Origin of the sequence: Bacillus sp. JJ664 (assembly GCF_036962205.1) — a bacterium.
Lineage (GTDB): Bacteria > Bacillota > Bacilli > Bacillales > Bacillaceae_G > Gottfriedia.
On sequence record NZ_JBALMS010000005.1, the window covers coordinates 45,426 to 68,002 of the forward strand.

20 protein-coding genes and 2 pseudogenes are annotated in these 22,577 nt (G+C 33.0%); 7 read left to right on the plus strand and 15 right to left on the minus strand.

What is annotated here, in order from left to right; genetic code table 11:
• Positions 1-204 precede the first annotated feature (204 nt).
• Complete coding sequence (gene cls / locus V7056_RS00810; RefSeq protein ID WP_499698468.1) at positions 205-1,401, plus strand: cardiolipin synthase; 1,197 nt, start codon at positions 205-207, stop codon at positions 1,399-1,401.
• Positions 1,402-1,420: 19 nt separating this feature from the next.
• Positions 1,421-2,374 carry a UV DNA damage repair endonuclease UvsE gene (gene uvsE, locus V7056_RS00815; RefSeq protein ID WP_499698469.1) on the plus strand — a complete coding sequence of 318 codons (954 nt, stop codon included), beginning with the start codon at positions 1,421-1,423 and terminating at the stop codon, positions 2,372-2,374.
• 105 nt (positions 2,375-2,479) lie between these two features.
• Here uvsE and V7056_RS00820 read toward each other — a convergent pair whose 3' ends face one another.
• The 10 genes and pseudogenes from V7056_RS00820 to speE form a co-directional block, all read right to left on the minus strand.
• Positions 2,480-3,475: an anti-sigma factor domain-containing protein gene (locus V7056_RS00820; protein ID WP_499698470.1), complete on the minus strand. Its 996-nt coding sequence runs from the start codon at positions 3,473-3,475 to the stop codon at positions 2,480-2,482.
• A 2-nt stretch (positions 3,476-3,477) separates the two neighbouring features.
• The gene (sigI, locus tag V7056_RS00825; protein ID WP_499698471.1) at positions 3,478-4,206 is read right to left on the minus strand and encodes an RNA polymerase sigma-I factor; all 729 of its coding nucleotides are present in this window, start codon (positions 4,204-4,206) and stop codon (positions 3,478-3,480) included.
• A 174-nt stretch (positions 4,207-4,380) separates the two neighbouring features.
• A complete protein-coding gene (locus tag V7056_RS00830) occupies positions 4,381-5,610 on the minus strand; it encodes a DUF5667 domain-containing protein (RefSeq protein ID WP_499698472.1) in 1,230 nt (409 codons plus the stop codon).
• Between the two features lie 283 nt (positions 5,611-5,893).
• Entirely contained in the window at positions 5,894-7,564 is a 1,671-nt protein-coding gene (gene argS / locus V7056_RS00835) for an arginine--tRNA ligase (protein WP_499698473.1), read from the minus strand.
• The gene (locus V7056_RS00840; RefSeq protein ID WP_499698474.1) at positions 7,561-7,998 is read right to left on the minus strand and encodes a YwiB family protein; all 438 of its coding nucleotides are present in this window, start codon (positions 7,996-7,998) and stop codon (positions 7,561-7,563) included. The genes argS and V7056_RS00840 overlap by 4 nt, the downstream gene beginning before the upstream one ends.
• A 330-nt stretch (positions 7,999-8,328) precedes the next feature.
• A complete protein-coding gene (locus V7056_RS00845; RefSeq protein WP_499698475.1) occupies positions 8,329-9,555 on the minus strand; it encodes an MFS transporter in 1,227 nt (408 codons plus the stop codon).
• Positions 9,556-9,579: 24 nt separating this feature from the next.
• A complete protein-coding gene (locus V7056_RS00850; RefSeq protein WP_499698476.1) occupies positions 9,580-10,002 on the minus strand; it encodes a MerR family transcriptional regulator in 423 nt (140 codons plus the stop codon).
• Positions 10,003-10,275: 273 nt separating this feature from the next.
• A pseudogene (locus V7056_RS00855) lies at positions 10,276-11,390 on the minus strand (PepSY-associated TM helix domain-containing protein).
• Between the two features lie 327 nt (positions 11,391-11,717).
• Complete coding sequence (gene speB, locus V7056_RS00860; protein WP_088001479.1) at positions 11,718-12,590, minus strand: agmatinase; 873 nt, start codon at positions 12,588-12,590, stop codon at positions 11,718-11,720.
• 12 nt (positions 12,591-12,602) lie between these two features.
• Positions 12,603-13,430: a spermidine synthase gene (speE, locus tag V7056_RS00865; protein WP_025671010.1), complete on the minus strand. Its 828-nt coding sequence runs from the start codon at positions 13,428-13,430 to the stop codon at positions 12,603-12,605.
• A 300-nt stretch (positions 13,431-13,730) separates the two neighbouring features.
• On the opposite strand from speE, the pseudogene V7056_RS00870 reads away from it, so the two are divergent.
• Both V7056_RS00870 and V7056_RS00875 read left to right on the plus strand, forming a co-directional pair.
• A pseudogene (locus V7056_RS00870) lies at positions 13,731-15,451 on the plus strand (transglycosylase domain-containing protein); the annotation flags it as partial.
• 63 nt (positions 15,452-15,514) lie between these two features.
• Entirely contained in the window at positions 15,515-15,730 is a 216-nt protein-coding gene (locus tag V7056_RS00875; RefSeq protein WP_499698535.1) for a hypothetical protein, read from the plus strand.
• A gap of 168 nt (positions 15,731-15,898) precedes the next feature.
• Here the strand turns inward: V7056_RS00875 and V7056_RS00880 are convergent, their stop codons facing one another.
• Both V7056_RS00880 and V7056_RS00885 read right to left on the minus strand, forming a co-directional pair.
• A complete protein-coding gene (locus V7056_RS00880; RefSeq protein ID WP_499698477.1) occupies positions 15,899-16,411 on the minus strand; it encodes a YwhD family protein in 513 nt (170 codons plus the stop codon).
• A 21-nt stretch (positions 16,412-16,432) separates the two neighbouring features.
• Positions 16,433-17,101 carry a site-2 protease family protein gene (locus V7056_RS00885; RefSeq protein WP_499698478.1) on the minus strand — a complete coding sequence of 223 codons (669 nt, stop codon included), beginning with the start codon at positions 17,099-17,101 and terminating at the stop codon, positions 16,433-16,435.
• Between the two features lie 147 nt (positions 17,102-17,248).
• On the opposite strand from V7056_RS00885, the gene thmT reads away from it, so the two are divergent.
• Positions 17,249-17,434, plus strand: coding sequence for a 2-hydroxymuconate tautomerase (thmT, locus tag V7056_RS00890; protein WP_088001489.1), 186 nt, complete (start codon positions 17,249-17,251; stop codon positions 17,432-17,434).
• A gap of 64 nt (positions 17,435-17,498) precedes the next feature.
• Here thmT and V7056_RS00895 read toward each other — a convergent pair whose 3' ends face one another.
• Together V7056_RS00895 and V7056_RS00900 are read right to left on the minus strand one after the other, a co-directional pair.
• On the minus strand, positions 17,499-18,812 hold the full coding sequence (locus V7056_RS00895; RefSeq protein WP_499698479.1) for an HD domain-containing protein: 1,314 nt from the start codon (positions 18,810-18,812) through the stop codon (positions 17,499-17,501).
• Positions 18,813-18,922: 110 nt separating this feature from the next.
• Complete coding sequence (locus tag V7056_RS00900) at positions 18,923-19,150, minus strand: YuzB family protein (protein WP_499698480.1); 228 nt, start codon at positions 19,148-19,150, stop codon at positions 18,923-18,925.
• A 213-nt stretch (positions 19,151-19,363) separates the two neighbouring features.
• Between V7056_RS00900 and V7056_RS00905 the strand changes: the two genes are divergently transcribed.
• Complete coding sequence (locus V7056_RS00905; RefSeq protein WP_499698536.1) at positions 19,364-20,212, plus strand: RsfA family transcriptional regulator; 849 nt, start codon at positions 19,364-19,366, stop codon at positions 20,210-20,212.
• A 162-nt stretch (positions 20,213-20,374) separates the two neighbouring features.
• Here V7056_RS00905 and V7056_RS00910 read toward each other — a convergent pair whose 3' ends face one another.
• Positions 20,375-21,292, minus strand: coding sequence for an iron-hydroxamate ABC transporter substrate-binding protein (locus tag V7056_RS00910; protein WP_499698481.1), 918 nt, complete (start codon positions 21,290-21,292; stop codon positions 20,375-20,377).
• A gap of 409 nt (positions 21,293-21,701) precedes the next feature.
• Between V7056_RS00910 and lipL the strand changes: the two genes are divergently transcribed.
• Entirely contained in the window at positions 21,702-22,559 is an 858-nt protein-coding gene (gene lipL / locus V7056_RS00915; RefSeq protein WP_499698482.1) for an octanoyl-[GcvH]:protein N-octanoyltransferase, read from the plus strand.
• The last annotated feature ends 18 nt before the right edge of the window (positions 22,560-22,577 follow it).

Below are 22,577 nucleotides of genomic sequence, written 5' to 3' on the forward strand. Positions count from 1 at the left end.
ATTCCTCCCCCAAATTAGGTTATAAATAAAACGCTTACTTTTTAAAAATTTATAACCATACTAATATTCTGACAATATATACTATTATTATATAATGAATGAGTATTCAGTCAATAGTTTTTCATGATAAATGAGCCCTTTTTCATATTTCGCTTTTTAAATGGTCATACTATCAACACGTACAAGATAAAGGAGTTTAATCATATGTTTCTTTTTATTTGTATTATCATAGCACTGCTATTGCTTATACTCCTTGCTGGTCTAGACCTTTATTTTGGCTACAAAGCTTTTCATAAACGTGAGAAACCATGTCCATTTATTACAAGGGACAGTCATACAAAATTAATTACTGATGGAAATGTCCTTTACAAACACCTTCTCGATGACATTAAAGAAGCAACATCAAGTATAACGATGCTATTTTACATTGTCCGAAATGATGATACTAGTGAACAATTCCTCTCTTTACTTGAACAAAAAGCGCAGGAAGGCTGCCAAGTTAAACTGTTGGTGGATTGGATTGGTAGCTTCGGTCTCAAACGAAAAAGAATTAAGGAATTAAAGGAAAACGGCGTAGAATTTCTTTTTAATCGACGTGCAGGCTTTCCATATACATTTTATCGATTACAACACCGTAATCATCGGAAAATTACAGTGATCGATTCTAAAGTAGGATACTTTGGTGGCTTTAATATTGGTAAAGAATATATAGGATTCGACGAAGAATTAGGTTATTGGAGAGATTATCATATCCGCATGATTGGTGAGGGTGTTAGAGACCTCCACGCTCAATTTTTAATCGATTGGGTTAGGAGTGGCGGAAATTACTTTCCATTTGAAGTATCGAATGAAGTGATTAAAGGGGATACAGAACACCATTTCTACTCTTCAGATTTTACTCGTATAGAATTACTTTACAAGGAACTAATAGAAAATGCCGAAAAGCATATTTATATTGGAACTCCGTATTTTATCCCAACTAAGAAGTTAATGAATGCATTGCTAGCAGCACTTAATCGTGGTGTCGATATTTGTGTCATGGTTCCTGAAAAAGAAGACCACAGACTTGTAAAAGAAGCTTCATTTCCTCATCTTTTGCTCATTTTAGAGGGTGGAGGTAAAGTTTTTCATTATCAAAAAGGCTTTTTCCATGCCAAAGTTTTATTAATTGATGATTGTATATGTGACGTTGGTTCAGTGAATTTCGATCGTAGGAGCTTATGCATTAACGATGAGTGGAGTTGTATTTTTTCAAGTAAACCCTTTATTTTAAAAATCAAAGAAATGTTTATAAAAGATTTGGAAAACACGAAAACATTTCCGATTGATCATTATAAGAACACTTCATTTTTTTGGAAATGTCGTAAGTGGATTTCTAAACTACTTTCTCCACTAATGTAAACATTTTGAGGTGAAAAATATGAAAATTCGCTTTGGATACGTGTCACATGCATTATCTATATATAATTGTTCACCAGCAAAAACGCTCACTTTAACACGTTATAAAGCAATGGAAGAGAACGAACGGTTAGATAAATTAATAGATGTTACAACCCAAAATATTAAAAATACTTTTAGAGCACTTCATTATAATGTAAGCCAGCAAATCCCTTTATATAGAATGTCATCTTCTATGGTTCCATTAGCAACTCATCCTGAAGTTGAATTTGATTATCTTACTATCTTTCAAGACCAATTTAAAGAAATTGGGGAATTTATTAAAAAACATCAATTAAGAGTCAGCTTTCACCCAAATCAATTTACGCTTTTTACAAGTGATAAACCACATATTAGTGATAATGCAGTTATTGATATGGAATATCATTATAATGTTCTAAAAGCTATGGGAATAGCTAATCAGAGTGTGATCAACATTCATGTTGGTGGTGCTTATGGAAATAAGGAGCTAGCGGTCAATCGTTTTTATGAAAATATAAAAAAACTACCTGCTCATATTAAGAAACAAATGACGCTTGAAAATGACGATAAAACATATACTACTGCTGAAACGCTTGAGATCTGTGTTAAAGAAAATATCCCATTGGTATTTGATTATCATCATCACATAGCAAATAACTGTGAAGAGCCTTTAGAATGCTTATTACCAAAAATTTATCATACTTGGAAATCAACTAGCTTAACACCTAAAATACATATCTCTTCTCCAAAATCAGAAAAAGAGTTTCGAGCTCACTCCGACTTAATCAATATCGATTTTATCAAACCATTTTTTGATATAGCAAAAGCAATCGGCGAGGATATTGATATAATGATTGAAGCCAAAAAGAAGGATATTGCATTGCTACAATTAATGGATGATTTATCAAAAATTCGAGGCTACAAACGAATTGACGGAGGAACTATTGAAGTTTAAAACGACCACAAGCACCCAATTTTCGTTAAAGATACTTTCATGAACACATAAATATTTAAAAAGCAAAAAACGCTTGGAATACCTTCCTAGCGTTTTCTTTTGCAATCATATCGATTTTTTATTTCGTTCACGATCATGGCCTTTGTTATATCTGTTATTTTGATGGTTATTGTAATCATCTTGTTTACGATTATTTGAATGATGATTCCCTTTGCCTATTTGATGCCCTCTATTATCATTTTTCTTGTTTTTTTTTGAAGGGTCTTTCTTATGATCATCATGGTTATGCTTATTTTCTTGATGCTCTTTGTTTTCTTGATGATTTTTATTAGACCCACTACCTGAATTTGAATGATTGTTATTCTCTTTATTTTTATTACCCTTTTGATTCACTTGTTTCACTACGGTTTTTGAATCATTTTTTGATTCATTTTTTATCGTATTAAACTTATTACTTGGTTGTTTGCTTACACCGTTCTTCTTATCTTTTTTATTTTTCGCATCTTTATTTTTTTGTTCTTCTTTAACTGGTTGTTCATTTTCAAAATGAGCATTGCTTTGCTTGATATGATTTATTTCTTTATTCAATTTCTTTTGCTCATTACTAAATTTCTTATCCATTGAACCTGAAATCGAAACCTTTTCATCATGCTGTATGATTTCATTTTCCTCTAATTCAACCATCAGTTTCTCAGTAACATCTTTTACTGGCTCTTTTTCCCAGCCCTTTAACTCCGCAATGATCTTTTTCCCTTGATCATTTTTTGCTTTCAAGGCAATAACTTTTAATTGCTTATCTAGAATCAATGAAACTTTTGCTTTAGATTCAATATTTACATAACCTGCAGCTAGTACTCTTTTTTTATTAAAATCTACAAGTACAAAAGACATTAAAATTAGAGCACTAGCAATCATAACAGGGACTAATTTAGGAATAAATTTTTTCACTTTATTATTTACGACGACTGCATAGTTAGGGAACTGAATTTCTTCACCAATTGTATATGAAGACAATAATTTTTTACATTTTAAATATTCCCCATCTGGTGTAAGCACAATAACAGAATGAGAATTTATTTTTAAAACGATTCCTTTGTTCATCTTCAGTCCCCCCTTTTTAAATAACTTTGTAAATAAATATAATCATTCGCTGCAATGATGCACATGGCAATAATAAACTTTCTATGTTTCTCGAGCGTTTTACGGCTAAGTTCGACTTTACTTGCTAGTAAATTCATAGGTAGTTTTTTCTTTTTATATAATAAGGTTAGCATTTCTTCATCAGAAGTAATGATTTCAACAACTGAGAATATATGCTCTCTCGTATCTTCATGTTTAGGTGAAACATCTACTAAACTATCTAGGGATATCCCGAATTGGTTTAGCATTTCATTAAAGTGAATAATCTCTTCTTTGCGATTTAATTCATCAAAATTCTTAATATATGAATCATATGCATGATGGTCATATTCATTATGTAGTTCATCAGATTCAGGTTGCGTTAATGTAACATGTTGATGCCTAGATTCTTTTCTAAAGTAATCTATCAACTCTCTTTTAATGATTAGCTTAGCAAATGATAAAAATGATGCTCCTTTTTTATAGGAGTACAAATTGATCGCCTCATGAAAAGCATGTAAGCCAATACTATATTCATCATCCTGCTTAGTAATATATCTCCCACAAATTGTAGAAGTAGTATTCAAAATAAATGGTTCATATTGAACGATAAAATCATCTAGCTCTTTTGAAGAAGATTGTTGGATTGTTAAAACAATATCTTCAATTTTTTCTTTTCGTTTATATAGCGTCTGAAAAATTGCTAGTAACAAGACCACATCTCCTCTCAATAAATTCCTGGATTGGTTATCAAAACATAAGGCGCCACTCATTCATGAAAATAAATGAATGAGTAAGGCACCGTTTTAATGAACCTCATTACTAAAGCATATCGTATCTTTAATAATGTTTCATGTGATTTTTATAGAAAGGTTAATGGTAATTAATTACTTATTGTCTTTTTTGTTATCTTTACCGTGATGACCACCATTTTCTTTCTCTTGGTGTTTCCCGTGATTCTCATGGTGTGCTGTATTTCCGTGTTTTTCGTTTTGCTTTTCTTCTTTTTCAACTTTTTTTGCTGCACGTTTTTCTTCTTTTTCCGTACGTTTAGCTGCGCGTTTCTCTTCTTTCTTAACTCGTTTCTCTTCTTTTTCTACTAATTTTAAAGCTTTTTTCTCAGCATTAGGATGCTCTTTTTTAGTAGTTGTCGGTACAACTGCAACTTCATCATTTTCTTCTACTGTTTTTTCTTCTTCAATAACTTTATTTGTATCCATGTCTTCTTGCTCTTCTACATCTTCAATTTTTGTAATTGTTGTAATTACTTCTGGTGTAGTTTCTTTAGAAGTATCAGTAGTGCTTTCTGGATATTTAATTTCGATTACCGGTGTTAATACTGATTCATTGCCATCTGAGTTTCTCATTAACTTTTCTAACTTATCAGCAATTTTATTAAAGCTTTTTTCGATATTATTAGCGATTGCAGCTTTAGCTTTAGGATTTTTAACTTGGTCTAAGACATTCGCTAAAACTAGTAAGTTATTATTTAAGTGATGTTGGATTTTAGCGATTTCTTTTTGTTCTTTTGTTAGTTTTTTTGTTTCTTTTTCTGCTTCAGACTTTTCGTCTTCTGTAGTTGTTTCTTTATCTTCTGTTGTTGTTTCTTTATCTTCTGTTGTTGTTTCTGTGCTTGTTGTTGTTTCTGTGCTTGTTGTTGTTTCTGTTCCTGTCGTTGCAGTATCTGTGTTTGTTGTTGTATCTGTTCCTGTCGTTGTAGTATCCGTGTTTGTCGTTGTGTCATTCATAGTAGGAAGCTCAACATCAACTTCTTTTTGAGCAATTTCCATTTTTGATACAGCTTCTTTGATTGTTTCTTTTGCTAAATCCTCTTTACCTTCTTTAATTAAAACGCGTGCTTCATGAATACGCTCTCCAGCAAACTCTGCTAATAATTCAGCTTCTTTTACTTTATTAGTTGTTAGTAAAAGTTGAATTTTTTCTACAGTTGTTTTAACAAAATAAAGGAAATCACCTTTTACTAAAGATGGATCTTCTTGTTTTAATGCATCTACTGGTAATGTTGTTTCATTTGTATCAGCTAGTGCTGTATGTGCCATTCCCAATTGTGATAATAATAAAGCTGTTGCAGTTGTATGTACGAATAATTTTTTCATGAATTTTCTCCCCTTTTAAGTTATCTCACTATAAACATTCGAAAGAAGTTTTCATTTTAAGGGGGTCAAAATAAAAAAAAATAAATATATTTGTCATTTAATGAAAAAAATTGTTTATTTCTGCGGATTCACGTAGAGGATTGTTAGTGGTATTTTGACGTTTAAGAATGAGTAAGGCAAACACATTTCTAGGATTTTCCTTTATAAACAACTTCTGGTTTTAATGTCATACCAAAAAAATACCACGGACCAATGTAAGTCCATGGTATTTACTATTTATAATTTACATTTTTTCTGGAGCAGCTACGCCTACTAGTGCTAATGCATTTTGAAGTGTTACTTGAACAGCTTTCATTAATGCAAGACGCGCCTTAGACTTATCAACATTTTCTGCATCAAGTACTTTTTCTGCATTGTAGAAGCTGTGGAACGTACCCGCTAATTCAAATACATAGTTTGTAATATGATGTGGAGAACGTTTTGATGCCGCATGAGAAACAGCAGCAGGGAATTCTCCTAATTTCTTTAATAACTCATACTCTTTTTCAGATGATACAAGTCCATAATCAGCAGAACCATCAAAAACAATACCCGTTTCTTCACCTTGGCGAAGGATACTACACACACGAGCATGTGCGTATTGAGAGTAGTACACTGGATTTTCATTTGATTTTGATACAGCTAAGTCCATATCAAAGTCTAGATGTGAGTCACAACCACGCATTGCAAAGAAATAACGAGTTGCGTCAACGCCTACTTCTTCCATTAAGTCACGTAACGTAACAGCCTTACCTGTACGTTTACTCATTTTTACTTTCTCACCATCTTGGTATAACTGAACCATTTGAATAATTTCAACTTCAAGCGTATCAGCATTATATCCTAAAGCTTGGATTGCTGCTTTCATACGAGGAATATAACCATGATGATCAGCTCCAAGTATATCAATTAATTTATCCGCTCCACGACCTAATTTATCACGGTGATAAGCAATATCCGGTGTTAAATATGTGTAAGAACCATCACTTTTAATTAATACACGGTCTTTATCATCACCATATGTAGTAGAACGGAACCAAGTTGCTCCTTCTTCTTCATATGTTTCGCCACGTTCTTTTAAATCTGCAAGAGCCTCTAATACTTTACCATTTTCATATAATGAAGTTTCTGAATACCAAACATCAAATTCTACTCGGAAATTGCGTAGGTCACGTTGTAATTTTTCCATTTCTAACTTTAAACCGTACTCACGGAAAAATTTATAACGAGCTTCTTCTGGTTCATTTACATAACGATCGCCAAATTCAGCAGCAAGTGTTTTACCAATTTCAATAATATCTGCACCGTGATAACCATCTGCAGGCATTTCTTTTTCCATACCAAGTGCTTGCATGTAACGAGCTTCTACAGAAAGTGCAAGGTTATTAATTTGGTTTCCAGCATCATTAATATAGTATTCACGTGTAACACTATAGCCTGCTTTATTTAAAATATTACTTAAAGAATCACCAAATGCAGCACCGCGAGCATGTCCTAAATGTAAATCACCAGTTGGGTTTGCTGAAACAAACTCTACTAAAACCTTTTCACCGTTTCCAAAAGTAGTTTGTCCATAATCTTGGCCCGCTTCAATGATCGTCGGTATTAAATCTGTCAGATAACTATTATCCATATAGAAGTTAATAAAACCTGGTCCAGCAATTTCTACTTTTTTAATACTAGCTTTACTTTGGTCAAAAGCATTTATTAATTCTTCTGCAATCATTCTTGGTGCTTTTTTAGCAACTCGAGCTAATTGCATTGCCATATTTGTTGAAAAGTCACCGTGAGCCTTATCTTTTGGTGTCTCTAAAACTACTTGTGGCAATTGATCCTCTGTAGCTAATTCTGCTTTTAATACTGCAGCTTCTATCTCATCTTTTAAACGACTTTTTACTTGTTCTAAAGTATTCATGTCGTAGCCTCCTTTATTGATACTGTAATGTTATACGAACCAGCATTTTCATCACCAACAAATAACTTATATCCTAATTGAAGGACGCCTTTTAATGGACCTTCTGATACTAGAAATTGACATTTTTTAGTATATGCTTTCGTGTAGAATACACCTAATTCATTTGAAAATGTACCTTCAGTAGTCTGATTGACTTTGTATAGATGGCGCATTGTAACACCACCATTTCGAATGATTGTTACTTCGCCCTTACCGATCTTCATCGTGGCTTTAACTTTTCGGTCCTCATGATTTTCATCAAATAATAAGTATGTAAGATCATCTTTTTTATAGTATAGACCATTTGCTTGAAAACTGATCTTTTCACGTCCACTTGGGTCTTTAATCAAAGTCTCAAAATCAATTGAAACAGGAATTCCTAACTGTTCTTTCACTTTTACACGTCCTTTTCCACTGAACGTAACGAGTCACATCCAAAAATCATCTTTTCCCATTTTAGCATAATCTAATAAAAAAAATAAAATAGTGAAGAAAAAATATTGAAAAATATACTTTATATTTCGTTACATAAGAAAAAGGCATCTTTTAGATACCTTTTTGTGTGTAAAAATGTAGATGGTAAGACTGATTCAAAACGCTTGTCATTCAAGGCGTGAAGCCTGATGAGGAGCGTAGGTTACCTGAGAAGGTAATGTGCAACGCAAGTAGACGAAACACCGAAGAAATCAAGCGTTCGGCAAACAGTCTATATAGTTTACTAGAAATTAATGTGCTGACTCAGCTTTATCGATATGAATTAAATGTTTCTTATTCATAAATAGGAAGAAAACTGAAAGTAAAACGAAACATCCACCTACATAGAATGGAACATGAGGATTGAACCACTCAGCCAGTTTACCAGCTAAATAAGGAGCAATTGCACCACCAATAAAACGTAGGAAGCTATATGCTGCTGATGCTGTTGATCTTTCAACTGGAGCTGCTTGCATAACTGCTGTTGTGATTAGTGTATTGTTATTACCTAAAAATGCACCTGCAATGATTACACAGAAAATGATAACATTATTTGTTTCAGTTCCTATTCCCATTATGATTAATGTAATGGCGAATAGCGTTAACATTGCATACATCGATTTAAGTGTACCAAACTTCTGTTGTAGTTTTGGTGCCATAAATACTGATGTAATCGCTAGTAAAAGTCCCCAACCTAAGAATACATAACCTAAACCGTGTTCATCTAATCCCATAAAGAAAGGCGAGAATGCTAAAAGTGTAAAGAAGCCGAAATTATATAAAAATGCGGTAATCCCTAAAGTTAAAAGTGATCTATGTTTTAATGCACGGAATGGATCAAGGAACGATGTTTTTTTAGTATTTTTTGTGACTTTTGTTTTTGGCATCATAATGGAAAGAAATAAAAATGCAATGATCATTAAGCATGCTACGCCATAAAATGGTCCTCTCCAAGAGATAGATCCAAGTTCTCCGCCTAGTAAAGGTCCTACAGAAATACCAAGACCAATTGCCGTTTCGTATAAAATAATTGATTGTGCAACACCTGACTTAGATAATGAAACAATTGCCGATAATGCAGTGGCTACGAATAAAGCATTTCCTAAACCCCATCCTCCACGTAACCAAACTAATTCCCAAATACTATTTGAATTACCACCTAGTCCTGCGAAAACTGCAATAATGATAATTCCTAAAAGAAGTGTCCATTTTATTCCTATTCGAGAAGAAATAAATCCTGTAATTAACATAGCGAATGCCATTACTAAGTTGTAACTTGTAAACAATAAAGTTACGTCACTATGAGAAGCATGCATTTTTTCTGCAATTGCAGGTAAAATTGGGTCAACTAAACCTATTCCCATGAAAGCAATAATACATGCAAAACCTACTGCCCATATTGCCTTTGGTTGGTCTAAAAGACTAGATTTTTGTTTCGAATCTGTCTTTAGGTTTTTACTATTTGCCAAATTTGACATAACTTTCTCCATCCCCCATATTTATCATTTTTCTAAAGCTTTAAGTATTTTCTGGTACATATCATTCATATTGTTACGGATATCGTTCATCTTCCTAAGCTTTTCATCAATCATGTTTAATTGCTTAGATAAAATAGGTTCGATCTCAGTCAGCTTTTCTCTTATTTTTTCATTATCCAATGTTTCCTTTGCAGCTCGATATTCTAGACGTCGTTCTTCAAAAGTATCACTTATTGAAATATATTCTTGTACCTCCTGCAATGAAAACCCCAGTACATCACGCACATTCATAATTTGTTTCAGTCGCTCAATATGCTGATCTGTGTATAAACGAAATCCACCTTCACTTCTTTCCGGCGGAGGAATCAATCCAATCTCTTCGTAATATCGAATCGCTCTTTTTGTTAATCCACACTCTTTGGCAACATCATCAATTTTATATTGCATTATTTAAATCCCCCTTTCGCTAAAAACTAAATCCTTAAATTCATCACTTTTCTATATTACTCCCAACCTATCGTTAACGTCAACGTTAACTTTGTGTGTTTTTCTATTTTTATCTTTCTACAAATCGCTTTTTTTACTAAATAAAAACTTTTCTTTCAGTTTTTTTATTTAGATACTTGGTAAAAATAAAAAAACCCGAATAATCTATTCGGGTTTTTGTAAAATAAAGTCTATTATTTTTTCTAAAACACTGGGTTAAAGCCCAACACCAAGTTATGCTGTTTGTTGCAATTTTTGAAACTTTTTAGATTTGTTTTTACGTTTCAATGCCCACATCGTTACACCTGTAATACCTAATCCAAGCGGTGCAATTCCAACTAAAGAGTAAATGATTTTTGTGAAAAGTCCTCCAAATGTACCTCTATGTAAACTTTGTCTCCAAACAAAAAACTTATCGTATGTAGTTTCAGTATGTTTTGAAAAAGTACCTATATGTTTTCCACTAAATTGATCAAAAAACTCCGATGTGTTTCCTTTACCTTCTGGATCATAACTGCCATCGTTTAATTGTACTTCTATAACACCCGATTTATCAGATGGGAATCTCATTTTATAAAGTTCGCCATCCGGATGTAATTTTTTTATTTGTGATGAAATTTTATCTAAACCAACAAGTCCTTTACCTTTATCAATCGATTTCAACTCTTCTGGATAGTTAGATTTAAAGTTTAGCTTTAATGATTCTTCTATCTTCTCTTGGAAAGGAAATAACATTCCTGTTACTGCAACAACAAGTAAAAATGGCAAAGTTATGACTCCAATAAAATTATGTAAAGAAAAGTTAAGTGCCATTTGACTATTATTCCATCTAATCTTTAAGCTTTTGAACAATTTTTTATACCTGGATACCATAAATAAACACCAGTAATAAGAATGATAATAAGTGCAATTGCAATAATGCCAATAATTATTTCCCCAATGTCATCTATTAATAAATGAGTGTGAAGTTCCTTAACAAAAGAAACGAATGATGCATCCTTATTGTAATTACCTAATAATTTACCATTACTCGGGTCTAAATAAGCATCAACCTCTTTTTCACCTTTTGACAGATTAGCATGATAGATATCTGATATTTTTGATGGAACATCTAGCCTTGATATTTGGTAACCTTGGTAATTTTGACGGAAGATCTGTTCAGCCTCTTTTATACCAACATTTCTTTCGCTACTAGCCGGTGTAAAATATTGTGGATTAAGTGTCTTCTCTATTTGGTCGTCAAACACTAATACACTACCTGTTGCACATACAGTAATAATAAATAGTCCAAAAACTAAACTACTTATAAGATGTAATGTTAATATAAATTTCCTGAAATTTTTTTTCATCCTCTTCTTCTCCCTTTAACACAAATTCCCCATAAAATGATAACAATAATCGTTCTCAATTATAAGGGTAATGATTATCATTATCAATGTTTTTTTGAAGTTTTCGTAAAGTAGGTGCTATTTAACAAGGAGATTTGATGGATTACGCTCTAACTAACGACTTTAACAACATTTCGACTTAATAAAACCTCTTTAAAATAACAAGCTAGTAGAAAAGAATATAAATAATTAATGAAATGGGCTAAAGGTTCATTTAGAAACAGATTTAAAGGAAACTATAAAAAAGACGATTCTCCGTTCATAGTGAACGGAAAATCGTCTCTAATATTACTTAACCCACCCTAATAACATTTCGCGGATGAATTTACTTGCTGCAACTTGAGTTTGTTCAGCGTGATCATATACTGGAGCTACTTCTACTAAGTCCGCACCAACTACATTAATATCACTGTTTGCAATCGCTAAGATGCTATCGATCATTTCTTTTGATGTAATACCACCAGCTTCAAGTGTTCCTGTACCAGGAGCATGAGCTGGGTCAAGTACATCGATATCAATCGTTACATATACTGGACGACCAGCAAGTGTTGGAAGAACCTTCTTCAACGGCTCAAGAACCTCGAATTTAAATAAGTTCATTCCCACTTCTTTAGCCCACTCAAATTCTTCTTTCATACCTGAACGGATTCCGAAAGAATAAACATTCGTTGGTCCAATTAAATTACAAACCTTTTTAATTGGTGTTGAATGAGATAATGGTTCTCCTTCATATGAATCACGTAAATCAGTATGTGCATCAAAATGAATGATTGCTAAATCTGGGTATTTTTTATACATTGCTTTCATTACTGGCCAAGAAACAAGATGCTCCCCACCTAATCCTAATGGGAATTTCCCTTGAGCTAATAAGCCATCAATGTAGTCTTCGATCATATCAAGACTTCTTTGTGCATTACCAAATGGTAATGGAATATCTCCTGCATCAAAATATTTCACTTCTTCAAGTTCCTTATCTTGATATGGACTATATTCTTCTAAACCAATTGATACTTCACGAATACGTGCAGGACCAAAACGAGAACCTGGACGAAAGCTTACAGTCCAATCCATTGGCATGCCATAGATAACTGCTTTACTTTCCTCAAAGCTTGGGTGACTCTTTATAAATACATTTCCTGAATATGCCTCATCAAAACGCATAAGACAGCCCCCTTATTTCGTAAGATCAGCTACAAATTTTGGTAGAACGAACGCTGCTTTGTGTAGCTCTTTTGTATAATATTTTGTCTCAATATCAAAGAAACGATTCTCTTCTACTTCAAGTGGATCGTGTTTTTTCGAACCAATTGTAAATGTCCACATTCCACTTGGGTATGTTGGGATATTTGCAATGTATAAACGTGTGATTGGGAAGATTTCTCTTACATCACGTTGTACTTGCGTAATTAATTCAGGTGTAAACCAAGGGTTGTCCGTTTGAGCAACGAAGATTCCATCTTCTTTTAATGCTTTTGAAATACCAGCATAGAAACCTTTAGTGAATAAGTTTACTGCAGGTCCTACTGGTTCAGTTGAATCAACCATGATTACATCATATACATTCTCACTGTTTGCAATATGCATAAATCCATCGTCTACTTTCACTTCAACACGTGGATCTTCTAATTTTCCAGCAATTTCTGGTAAGTAAATTTTAGAGTACTCAATTACTTTTCCATCGATTTCAACTAAAGTAGCTTTTTTTACACTTGGGTGCTTTAATACTTCACGAATAACGCCACCATCGCCTCCACCAACAACTAGAACGTTCTCTGGATTTGGGTGAGTAAATAAAGGTACGTGAGCAACCATTTCATGGTATACAAACTCATCTTTTTGAGTCGTCATTACCATACCGTCTAAAATAAGCATGTTACCAAATTCTTCAGTCTCTACCATGTCAAGCTTCTGAAACTCAGTTTGCTCTGTATGTAAAGTTTTATTAATTTTAGCAGTAATTCCAAAGTTTTTTGTTTGTTTTTCAGTAAACCATAATTCCATTTAATGCATCTACCCTTCTTTATCAAGATTTAGTTTGAAACATAACACAGTAGTTTTTATCTAGTTGATTATGTTTCGTATTATCCCCACTCTTCCTAATTCCTATCGGATTTGTGTTGTTACGACATTTTTTGCCGTACAAAAGAAAAGTATAGAGTAAATTCGATGAAATGCAAGATTTTTAAGGCTAATTAATTGATATTTTTTCTTATGAAAAATGAAAAGTTCCTCGTATAAAAAATCTCGCAATCTACCATACTATGAATATGACCAGTAACTAGTTGAAAAGGAGGGGAACAAATGCAAACAATCACCTATTCATATCACTGGCGTTTCTTGCAAAAGGTAGGCATTCTATTAACTGTTATTTCCCTTTTAGGTACTATTTCTTTTACTAGTGTTTACTTAATCGCTAGCCATACAACCAAACCCTCATTATTTATTGAATCAAATTCTAACTTTTACGATTCTAATGCTACGTTAATTGGAAAAACGCAATTACTTCAAAATAGAAAGACTTTAAAAATTTCGGATGTTCCTCCAATTGTCATCAATACAATTTTAGTATCCGAAGATCGGCAATTTTTTCACCATCATGGATTTGATGTAAAGCGAATGGCATCGGCTATCCTAATTAATATTTCAAAAGGTTCTTACGCCCAAGGTGCTAGCACCATAACTCAACAGTTAGCTAAAACCTCTATTTATCACAAGAGAAAACATTAAGGAGAAAATTAAAAGAAGCATTTATTACAATGAAACTGGAGTCATCATACGATAAAGAAAAATTATTAGAAGCTTATTTAAACACAATCTATTTTGGTCATGGAGTTTACGGGTTAGAAACTGCTGCGAACACTTTTTTAGGGAAAGACAGTAAACAACTCTCTACTGCTGAAGCGACTTTTCTATTAAGTATTCCTGCTAACCCTTCAACGTATGATCCATATGCTCATTTTTCATCTGCTAAAAAACGTCAGGCGCGTATTTTAGCAGCACTTGAACATAGTGGTGTAATCGATCAAAAAACAGTAAATGAGGCGGTTAAAGAGAAAATTCACCTAATGCCGATTAACCATTCTACTAATTCACTTTTCACATCTTATTTCCAACAAAATGTGATAAAAGAAATCTCAACGAATCTCGGACATTCAATCAATAATAATGGCAGTTCAATTTATACTACCTTTGATGCTTCAATTCAAAAAAAAGTTGAAAGTACCTTTGAAAAAATTATTAAACCATTTCCTAATCTACAAGCTAGTGTCATTGTATTAGATAGTCAGTCAGGTGAAGTAATTAGTATGATTGGCGGTCGCGAGCAGGGTCAGCTTTTATTTAATCGTGCAACTACTGCAAAAAGACAATTAGGTAGTACAATTAAACCGATTTTATACTATAGTGCTCTTGTAAACGGCTTTACTCCCTCTACTAAATTAAAAAGTGAACCAACAGAGTTTAAGTTTGAAGACGGTGCAAAATATAGTCCCAAAAATAGTGGTAATTTATATGCCAATGATTCAATCACTCTAGCAAAAGCCATTGCAGTTTCTGACAATATCTATGCTGTAAAAACACAGCAAGCGATCGGAACAGAAGAATTTATGAAAACTCAAAAACTGTTTCATTTACCAAAACCAACAAAGGAAGTTCCTTCACTCTCACTTGGAACGCAGGAAGCAACATTACTTGATATTGCAAGAGCATATGCAATGATCGCTAATGGTGGTAAAGATGTTACGCCACATTTTGTGAAAGAGGTTAGATCGAAGTCAGGAAATTTAATTTATAAACCTACACAAAATAAGAAACAAGTCTTAAAAAAAGAAGAAACAATGATTCTTAAACAATTAATGAATGGAATGTTTAATACTACATTTTCTAGCTATTTACCTGTTACTGGTACTGTTATAATACCGGAGTTAACTAAAGATTATTATGGTAAAACTGGAACAACAAAAACAGATAATTGGATGATTGGCTTCGATTCAAAATATGTTGTTGGTGTGTGGGTTGGATATGATCATTCAAAAAACTTAACAGAGAATGAGAAAAATGTAGCGAAAGAAATGTGGGCATCAGTTATGAATTACTTACCTGATGAAAAAACAAAATCGTCAATTCCTAAGAATCTAGTAAAGGTTTCAGTAGATGAAAAAACAGGTCTTTTATATAAAGACGGCTGCAGTGGAAAGGTTACCCTATATTATCTTAAAAATACGCAACCAAAAAATAGTTGTATGAAGAAAGTATCGTTAAAAAAAGTCAAAAAACCGTGGTATTCACAGTACTTACCATAAAAAAACAAAAGACCTCACCAAATTGGTAAGGTCTTTTGTTTGTCCTAGTCCTAGCTTTGTCCAAGCTATTAATAGTTTACTGTATTTAGCCCTAAATGTAAAAAGATTATTCGACGTTTTCAGTAATTTTTTTTATATTATTTTCCAATTAGAATTTACAGAAGTAGACTACCCTAACAGTTCAGTTTTTAGTTGATCTGAAGAATTGTTCCACATCTCTTCATTATGAGTTTTCAAGTAACCGGCTAATAATTTACGAGACTTTTCATCCATATGTTCTACCATTATTTTACGTTTCATTGCCTTATCCATCTTATTTACATGGTCAGGTAATAGTTTATAGCCTCTTCTAGCCTCGCGGTCAACAGTCATATAACAGCCTGTCACACCAGCATAGTATGGACCACTCTCATTGCGCTCAGTAGCTACCCAAACTAACCAATATGGCTTACCGTTTGGAACTTCTTCCTCATTCGTTAAGAATTTAATTCCTTTTTCCACTGAACTACGTGCATGCATAGCGCCTACATCTACAAATACATCGTCCTCATTAATATCGATAAAGACTGGAGAAACGTTCTCTAAGCTAATTGCGCCAACGCCAAATCCTCCATGTCCGCTCGTTGAGTCATTCTTTAAAATATTAAATCCTAGTGATTTCTTTTTTGGTTGTTCAGCCATTTTTCTACCTCCTAAAATCCATTACATAAATAAGGGTGCAACAATTGAACTAATCCAGTGTAATACTGAAGGTATTGCTATCTCAAAAATAGGTTGAATCGTATATCTATCTAAAGGAGTTAAAACTAAAATAAGAAAAATAAAAGCTCCATATTGTTCGTATTGACTCATGATTGCACGTACATTATTTGGTACTAGGTCTTCAATAATTCGATAACCATCAAGTGGTGGTAGTGGAATTAAATTAAATACAAACAATACTATATTCATTCGAATAAACATATTAAAAAATGTACTCAATGTAGTCACTAAAGCATCAGGAAATGAATCAAATACTCTGAACTTTATTAAACATAAGAAAACAATTAATCCTAATGTAGCTAACAGTAAATTACTGATTGGGCCAGCTACTGTTGTTAATATCCCAGCTATCCTTGGATTTTTAAAATTATTACGGTTTACAGGTACTGGTCTTGCCCAACCAAAACCTAATATTAAAATTGCAATTGTTCCAAATAAATCTAAGTGCTTTAATGGCGAAAGTGTTAATCTTCCCTGTCTTTGTGCAGTGCTATCACCAAACTTATATGCTACATATGCATGTGCGAATTCGTGAACTGATAAAGAAATCGCAAAAACTAATAATATTAGTGGTAAATCTTGTAAAGGAAATTGAAAAAATGATCCCATTATTAGCCCCTCTCAGTAAATGATATATCTCTTTCTTAGAATATTTTAATGTTTTATGATGTATTGTTCAATCAGAATTGATTTAATTCGTTACGATACCAAGCATTGAGTTATAATATAAATGACAATTATAAGGAGGTCTAAATTATGCCATATGTAACAGTAAAAATGCTAGAAGGTCGTACTGAGGAACAAAAGAAAGCATTAGTCGAAAAAGTAACTTCTGCTGTAAGCGAAACGACAGGTGCTCCAGTAGAAAAGGTTGTCGTTTTTATCGAAGAAATGTCTAAAAACCATTACGCAGTTGCTGGTAAAAGACTTAGTGACGAATAGTAAATCTTAATTACATACAGTAAAAGAAAACGGAAGGAATCATTTCTTCCGTTTTCTTTTACGATTATCTACTTTTTGCCCCTGCAATTTCTTCTATGATTTCAATTATTTTCTTTCTTGTCTCATCAGGTTCATTATAGATTAAATCATGTGGATAATATAATTTTGAATCAGATAATTTTTTCCCTGTTATGCCATCTACCAATTCTGACTTACGTGAAATCTCTTTTAACTCTCCATTAGGAAATAGTAATAGGATCGGCTTCTTTCCATCTTCCTCACCGTATCTAAAGTAATCATAAGCCTCGTCTGAAATTGTATCCTTCACTAAATAATAGTCAGGGTTAATGCCTATTTTCAAAAACAATTGATGTAGCTCAACAAGTTTCTCTGAATGAATTTGATCTTGAAAATCTACATATTTAAACAAATGACGATTTAAGAATCGTTGACATAAATCACTTAATATTTCATCTGACTCTTCTTGCCATACCTGGAAGTAATATAATAATACAGATTCATCTAATTTTAAGTATTCATCTAACTCAACGTTACCTTCAAATAGATTTCCAAAATGAACTGGAACGTAGTTAAAATGATAGCCTGTTTCATTTAAATACTTTGCACGTTGTAAAATTTTAAGTAGGATTGCTTCCGCACTTCGAGAAACTGGATGAAAATAAACCTGCCAATACATTTGGAAACGACTAATCAAATAATGCTCTACTGCATGCATCCCAGATTTTTTGATCACAATACCATCTGGACGTGGTCTCATAACTCTTAAGATTCGTTCCATATCAAAGTTTCCGTAGCTTACACCAGTGTAATACGCATCCCTTAATAAGTAATCCATACGATCTGCATCAATTTGACTTGATATCATACTCGTCACTAATTTATTTGTTGATGTTTTTTCTATGATCTCTGAAACTTGCTTTGGAAAGTCCACTCCAACTCTTTGTAAAATGCTATTTATTTCTGTAGAACCTTCAATGATTTCTCTTGTCATTTCTTCATGATCTAAATTAAAAATCTTTTCAAACGTATGTGAAAAAGGGCCATGACCAACATCATGTAACAAGCCCGCACAAAGTGCTAATAAACGATCTTCTTCACTCCACTCAGGTCTTCCAGAGAATACATCATCAACCATTCTTCTAATAATTTCATATACACCTAAAGAATGAGAAAATCGACTATGCTCTGCTCCATGAAAAGTAAGATATGTAGTCCCTAGCTGTTTTATTCTACGTAGCCTTTGGAATTCCTTCGTTCCAATTAAATCCCAAATTACTTGATCCCTAACATGGATATAACGATGAACTGGATCTTTAAAAACCTTTTCTTCATATAGCTTCTGAATACGATAAGACATATGTTGGCCCCCCTTCAATCTCTTCATTATGATTGTGTGGAATAACTCTTCCACTTTTATCCATTATAACAGATATATATGAAAAAACGCTCCTTGCGATGAAGGAACGTTTAATTCTTACCTAGTTTTGATTTTATCTTTACAATCAATTCGTCTTCATTTGGTGCTGATAATGGACGATTATTGACAAAGCAAAATGACTTTTTGCGTCCAGGTCCGCAATATGATTGACAACCCACTTGTACTTCTGCGTCTTCATCTATTCTTTTTAAGCGAGGGACTAGTGTTTTAATGTTAGTCGCCTGGCAATCGTCACATATTCTAAATTCATTTGACATGTTTTACAATCCCTTCTGTTCTTTATTGAACATACTATGCAGTATTTTACTCGTTCCAAAAAGGACATGCAAGTATTCACTTAAAATTGCACTCAAATAGTATTCTACTATTTTTTGTATAGTTTTCTATTTTTTTGTCCAAACTTCTATTAATCAGCTAAGAAATAATTTACTTTGCATAACTATTAAAGAAAGTTGAGGGGAATTTCTATGATGAAATTAAGACAAGATGCTTGGACTGAAGAAAACGATTTGTTATTGGCGGAAACCGTTTTAAGGCATGTTCGAGAAGGTAGTACCCAATTAAATGCCTTTGAAGAAGTTGGCGATATTCTAGAACGCACTTCCGCAGCATGTGGTTTCCGTTGGAATGCTGTAGTCCGTTATAATTATGAAAAGGCACTTCAATTGGCTAAAAAATTCCGTAAAGAAAAACTTCGCCACGCTAAAGGTGAAGATGCGAAAAAGAAATTACTCTATACACCTTCTGAATCTAGTTATATACAAACTGATGTATCTAGTAATTTTGATCGTTATTTAAATGATGAACAAGATTTAGAATTTGGTGTAGAAATTGACCAAGAGTTCGGTTCTTTTGTTGAAACGAATACACTTAGCGATGTAAGTCATGAGACAACATCTGATGATGAAGACCTGCAATCCGAGGTTGTTTCAAACGTACCAACGAATGTACCAACTGTTTCAAAGTCTTATTCAAATCAAGTGCCATCTTATAATACGAGAAAAGATTCAATTACGATGTTTGATGTTATTCAGTTTTTACAAGGCCTGTCTAGCAATCATATCGGTAGCGAACGTTTAGTTCGTGAAAATGATCAGTTAAAACGAGAGATTCTTCTATTACAAGAGCGCAATACACAATTACAGAGACAAGTAGAAAAGCTTGAGAAAGATGCAACTACTGTTCAAGAAGACTATGAAACAATGATGAAAATCATGAATCGAGCTAGAAAATTAGTATTATTTGAAGAGGAAGAGAAACCAGCAGCAACATCTTTTAGAATGGATAAGAACGGAAATTTAGAAAAAATTGCTGAATAGAATGTCTACCTTCTATTAAGTTAACTAGACTCTCATAAATAGAGGATACTATGAACTGCCAAAATCATAGTTCCTCTATTTTTTAATGCATGGGCTTTTCTATGCAATGTGGAGTAGATATAAAAAGGAGGGATTCCTTTATTAGAACCCCTCCAATCATGATTATTCACCTAAAAACGATTTTTTAAAGAATTCTAGTTGCTTATCAAGTGTTACTGGATCACTGAATGAAGCACCATTTCCTTCCATTTCATAGACATGATTGTTTTTCACAGCTGGAATGTTTTTATATGTGTTTGTTTTTTGGAATGCAATGTCTGCGCCCGCATACTTACTAATGATTACATAATCTCCAGCATATTCAGGAAGAACTTCTGCTGAAACTGCGTAATAGCCATCTTTTAATGCCATTTCTTTTACTTTTTCAGGCATATTTAAATTCATCGCTTGATATAAAATTTCTGTTCCACGTGCCCAGTTATTACCGAAAACGTATAATTGTTTATCATAAGCTTCAAAAACAGTTACTGTAGCATCTTCACCAATTTTAGCTCGAATTTCTTCACCAGCTTTTTCAGATCTTGCTTTGAAGTCATCAACCCATGCTTGAGCTTCCTTCTCTTTGTTTAAAAGCTTACCAATTTCAACGTGTTGACTTAAATAATCAAGTTTACCCCATGTATAAGTTACAGTTGGAGCAATTTCTTTTAATTTATCTAGGTTTTTAATATTTGATAATCCAATGATTAAATCTGGATCTAGTTCTATAATTTTTTCTAAGTTTTCATCAGATACTTCTGCTATATCTTTCATTTCTTCAGTAAATGTAGGATTATTTTTTGACCAAACATCCACACCTACTACATTTACACCTAACGAAAGAACATTACCTGTAAATCCTGATAATAGGATTACACGTTTAGGATTTGATGGAACTTCCACTGGACCTGTTTCAGATTCATATGTAAACGTCTTTGGCTCTTCTTTTTTAGCACTGTCTTTCTTTTCCGAACTGTTATTGCTACATGCACTAATCACTAGCATTAGGATTAGGACTAATGGGAATAAAATTTTTTTCATTTTGTATTTCTCCTTTAATTAGTTTATTGACAATAGTTTGTTTGTCCGTAGAAACTTTTTCTCAACTTCCCGAACTTGAAAACAATATAAAGCACATCATGAGACATATCTCCTCACGAATGGATATTTTGAAAATAGGATTTTAACCAAATAACATTCACTGAAGTAAAAGGTAAAACCGTTTGCATTTACTAAAATCATTTAAAATTTCCATCTAAAAAGAAAGCTCTAATTGATAATGATTCTTATTATCGTATTAACTATAAGTTGGATTACAGTATGATGTCAATCATTATTTTTAAAATTATATAAAAATTCAGCTACTATTATGTTGATATAGGATTTTTTTTATTTGTCATGATTCATGTTAAAATAGGAAATCAAACGTGAAAAGCAAGGGGCTTACTCAATGAATCAACATTTAGAACGATTAAAGCAAAATGAAATACGTTTTATAGATGGATCAACCTTGGGACCTTCTTTTAAAGCCATTCAATCTTTTGCATTAGATGATACAATTTGTACAAAGATTGGAAAACAAGAGTCACCTACAACAGTCCGTACATGGATACATCATCAAACAATTGTACTTGGTATACAGGATACTAGATTACCAAACTTATCAAATGGGATTAAGTTCCTGAATGAGCATGGTTATAAGGCGATTGTTAGAAACTCTGGTGGACTAGCTGTAGTGTTAGATGAAGGTGTGCTGAATATTTCAATACTTTTTCCTGAAGTCGAACGCAAGCTACAAATTAATGACGGCTATGAAACGATGTATGCTCTTATTCAAGATATGTTTAAGGATGTAACAAATGGGATTGAAGCAAAGGAAATCGTAGGTTCATACTGTCCAGGGGATTATGACTTAAGTATAGATGGTAAAAAATTTGCTGGTATTTCACAACGTCGAATTCGTAAAGGTGTCGCAGTACAAATCTACTTGTGCATAAATGAAAGTGGCTCAAAGCGTGCATCAATCATTAAGGACTTTTATGATATCGCGATAAACAATAAAGAAACGAACTTTAAATATCCAAACATCAATCCTAATACAATGGCCTCTCTCTCTGAATTGTTATCAGTGAATCTTTCAGTTTCTGAGGTTATGAAAAGACTTCTTCAGTCGCTGATCAAATTAACTCCAACAATTGTGACGAATTCACTACAAGGCGATGAAATAGATTTATATAAGCACCATTTACAACGTATGATTGATCGTAATGAGGAATTAGAGACTTTACAAATTGATTTAGAAAAATAAAAAAGAGTACCCACTGGT

Coding starts and splice junctions, on each gene's coding strand:
- cls (WP_499698468.1), top strand. CDS start 205: ATGTTTCTTTTTATTTGTATTATCATAGCACTGCTATTGCTTATACTC.
- uvsE (WP_499698469.1), top strand. CDS start 1,421: ATGAAAATTCGCTTTGGATACGTGTCACATGCATTATCTATATATAAT.
- V7056_RS00820 (WP_499698470.1), bottom strand. CDS start 3,475: ATGAACAAAGGAATCGTTTTAAAAATAAATTCTCATTCTGTTATTGTG.
- V7056_RS00830 (WP_499698472.1), bottom strand. CDS start 5,610: ATGAAAAAATTATTCGTACATACAACTGCAACAGCTTTATTATTATCA.
- argS (WP_499698473.1), bottom strand. CDS start 7,564: ATGAATACTTTAGAACAAGTAAAAAGTCGTTTAAAAGATGAGATAGAA.
- V7056_RS00845 (WP_499698475.1), bottom strand. CDS start 9,555: ATGTCAAATTTGGCAAATAGTAAAAACCTAAAGACAGATTCGAAACAA.
- V7056_RS00850 (WP_499698476.1), bottom strand. CDS start 10,002: ATGCAATATAAAATTGATGATGTTGCCAAAGAGTGTGGATTAACAAAA.
- speB (WP_088001479.1), bottom strand. CDS start 12,590: ATGCGTTTTGATGAGGCATATTCAGGAAATGTATTTATAAAGAGTCAC.
- speE (WP_025671010.1), bottom strand. CDS start 13,430: ATGGAATTATGGTTTACTGAAAAACAAACAAAAAACTTTGGAATTACT.
- V7056_RS00875 (WP_499698535.1), top strand. CDS start 15,515: ATGAATTACTTACCTGATGAAAAAACAAAATCGTCAATTCCTAAGAAT.
- V7056_RS00880 (WP_499698477.1), bottom strand. CDS start 16,411: ATGGCTGAACAACCAAAAAAGAAATCACTAGGATTTAATATTTTAAAG.
- V7056_RS00885 (WP_499698478.1), bottom strand. CDS start 17,101: ATGGGATCATTTTTTCAATTTCCTTTACAAGATTTACCACTAATATTA.
- thmT (WP_088001489.1), top strand. CDS start 17,249: ATGCCATATGTAACAGTAAAAATGCTAGAAGGTCGTACTGAGGAACAA.
- V7056_RS00895 (WP_499698479.1), bottom strand. CDS start 18,812: ATGTCTTATCGTATTCAGAAGCTATATGAAGAAAAGGTTTTTAAAGAT.
- V7056_RS00900 (WP_499698480.1), bottom strand. CDS start 19,150: ATGTCAAATGAATTTAGAATATGTGACGATTGCCAGGCGACTAACATT.
- V7056_RS00905 (WP_499698536.1), top strand. CDS start 19,364: ATGAAATTAAGACAAGATGCTTGGACTGAAGAAAACGATTTGTTATTG.
- V7056_RS00910 (WP_499698481.1), bottom strand. CDS start 21,292: ATGAAAAAAATTTTATTCCCATTAGTCCTAATCCTAATGCTAGTGATT.
- lipL (WP_499698482.1), top strand. CDS start 21,702: ATGAATCAACATTTAGAACGATTAAAGCAAAATGAAATACGTTTTATA.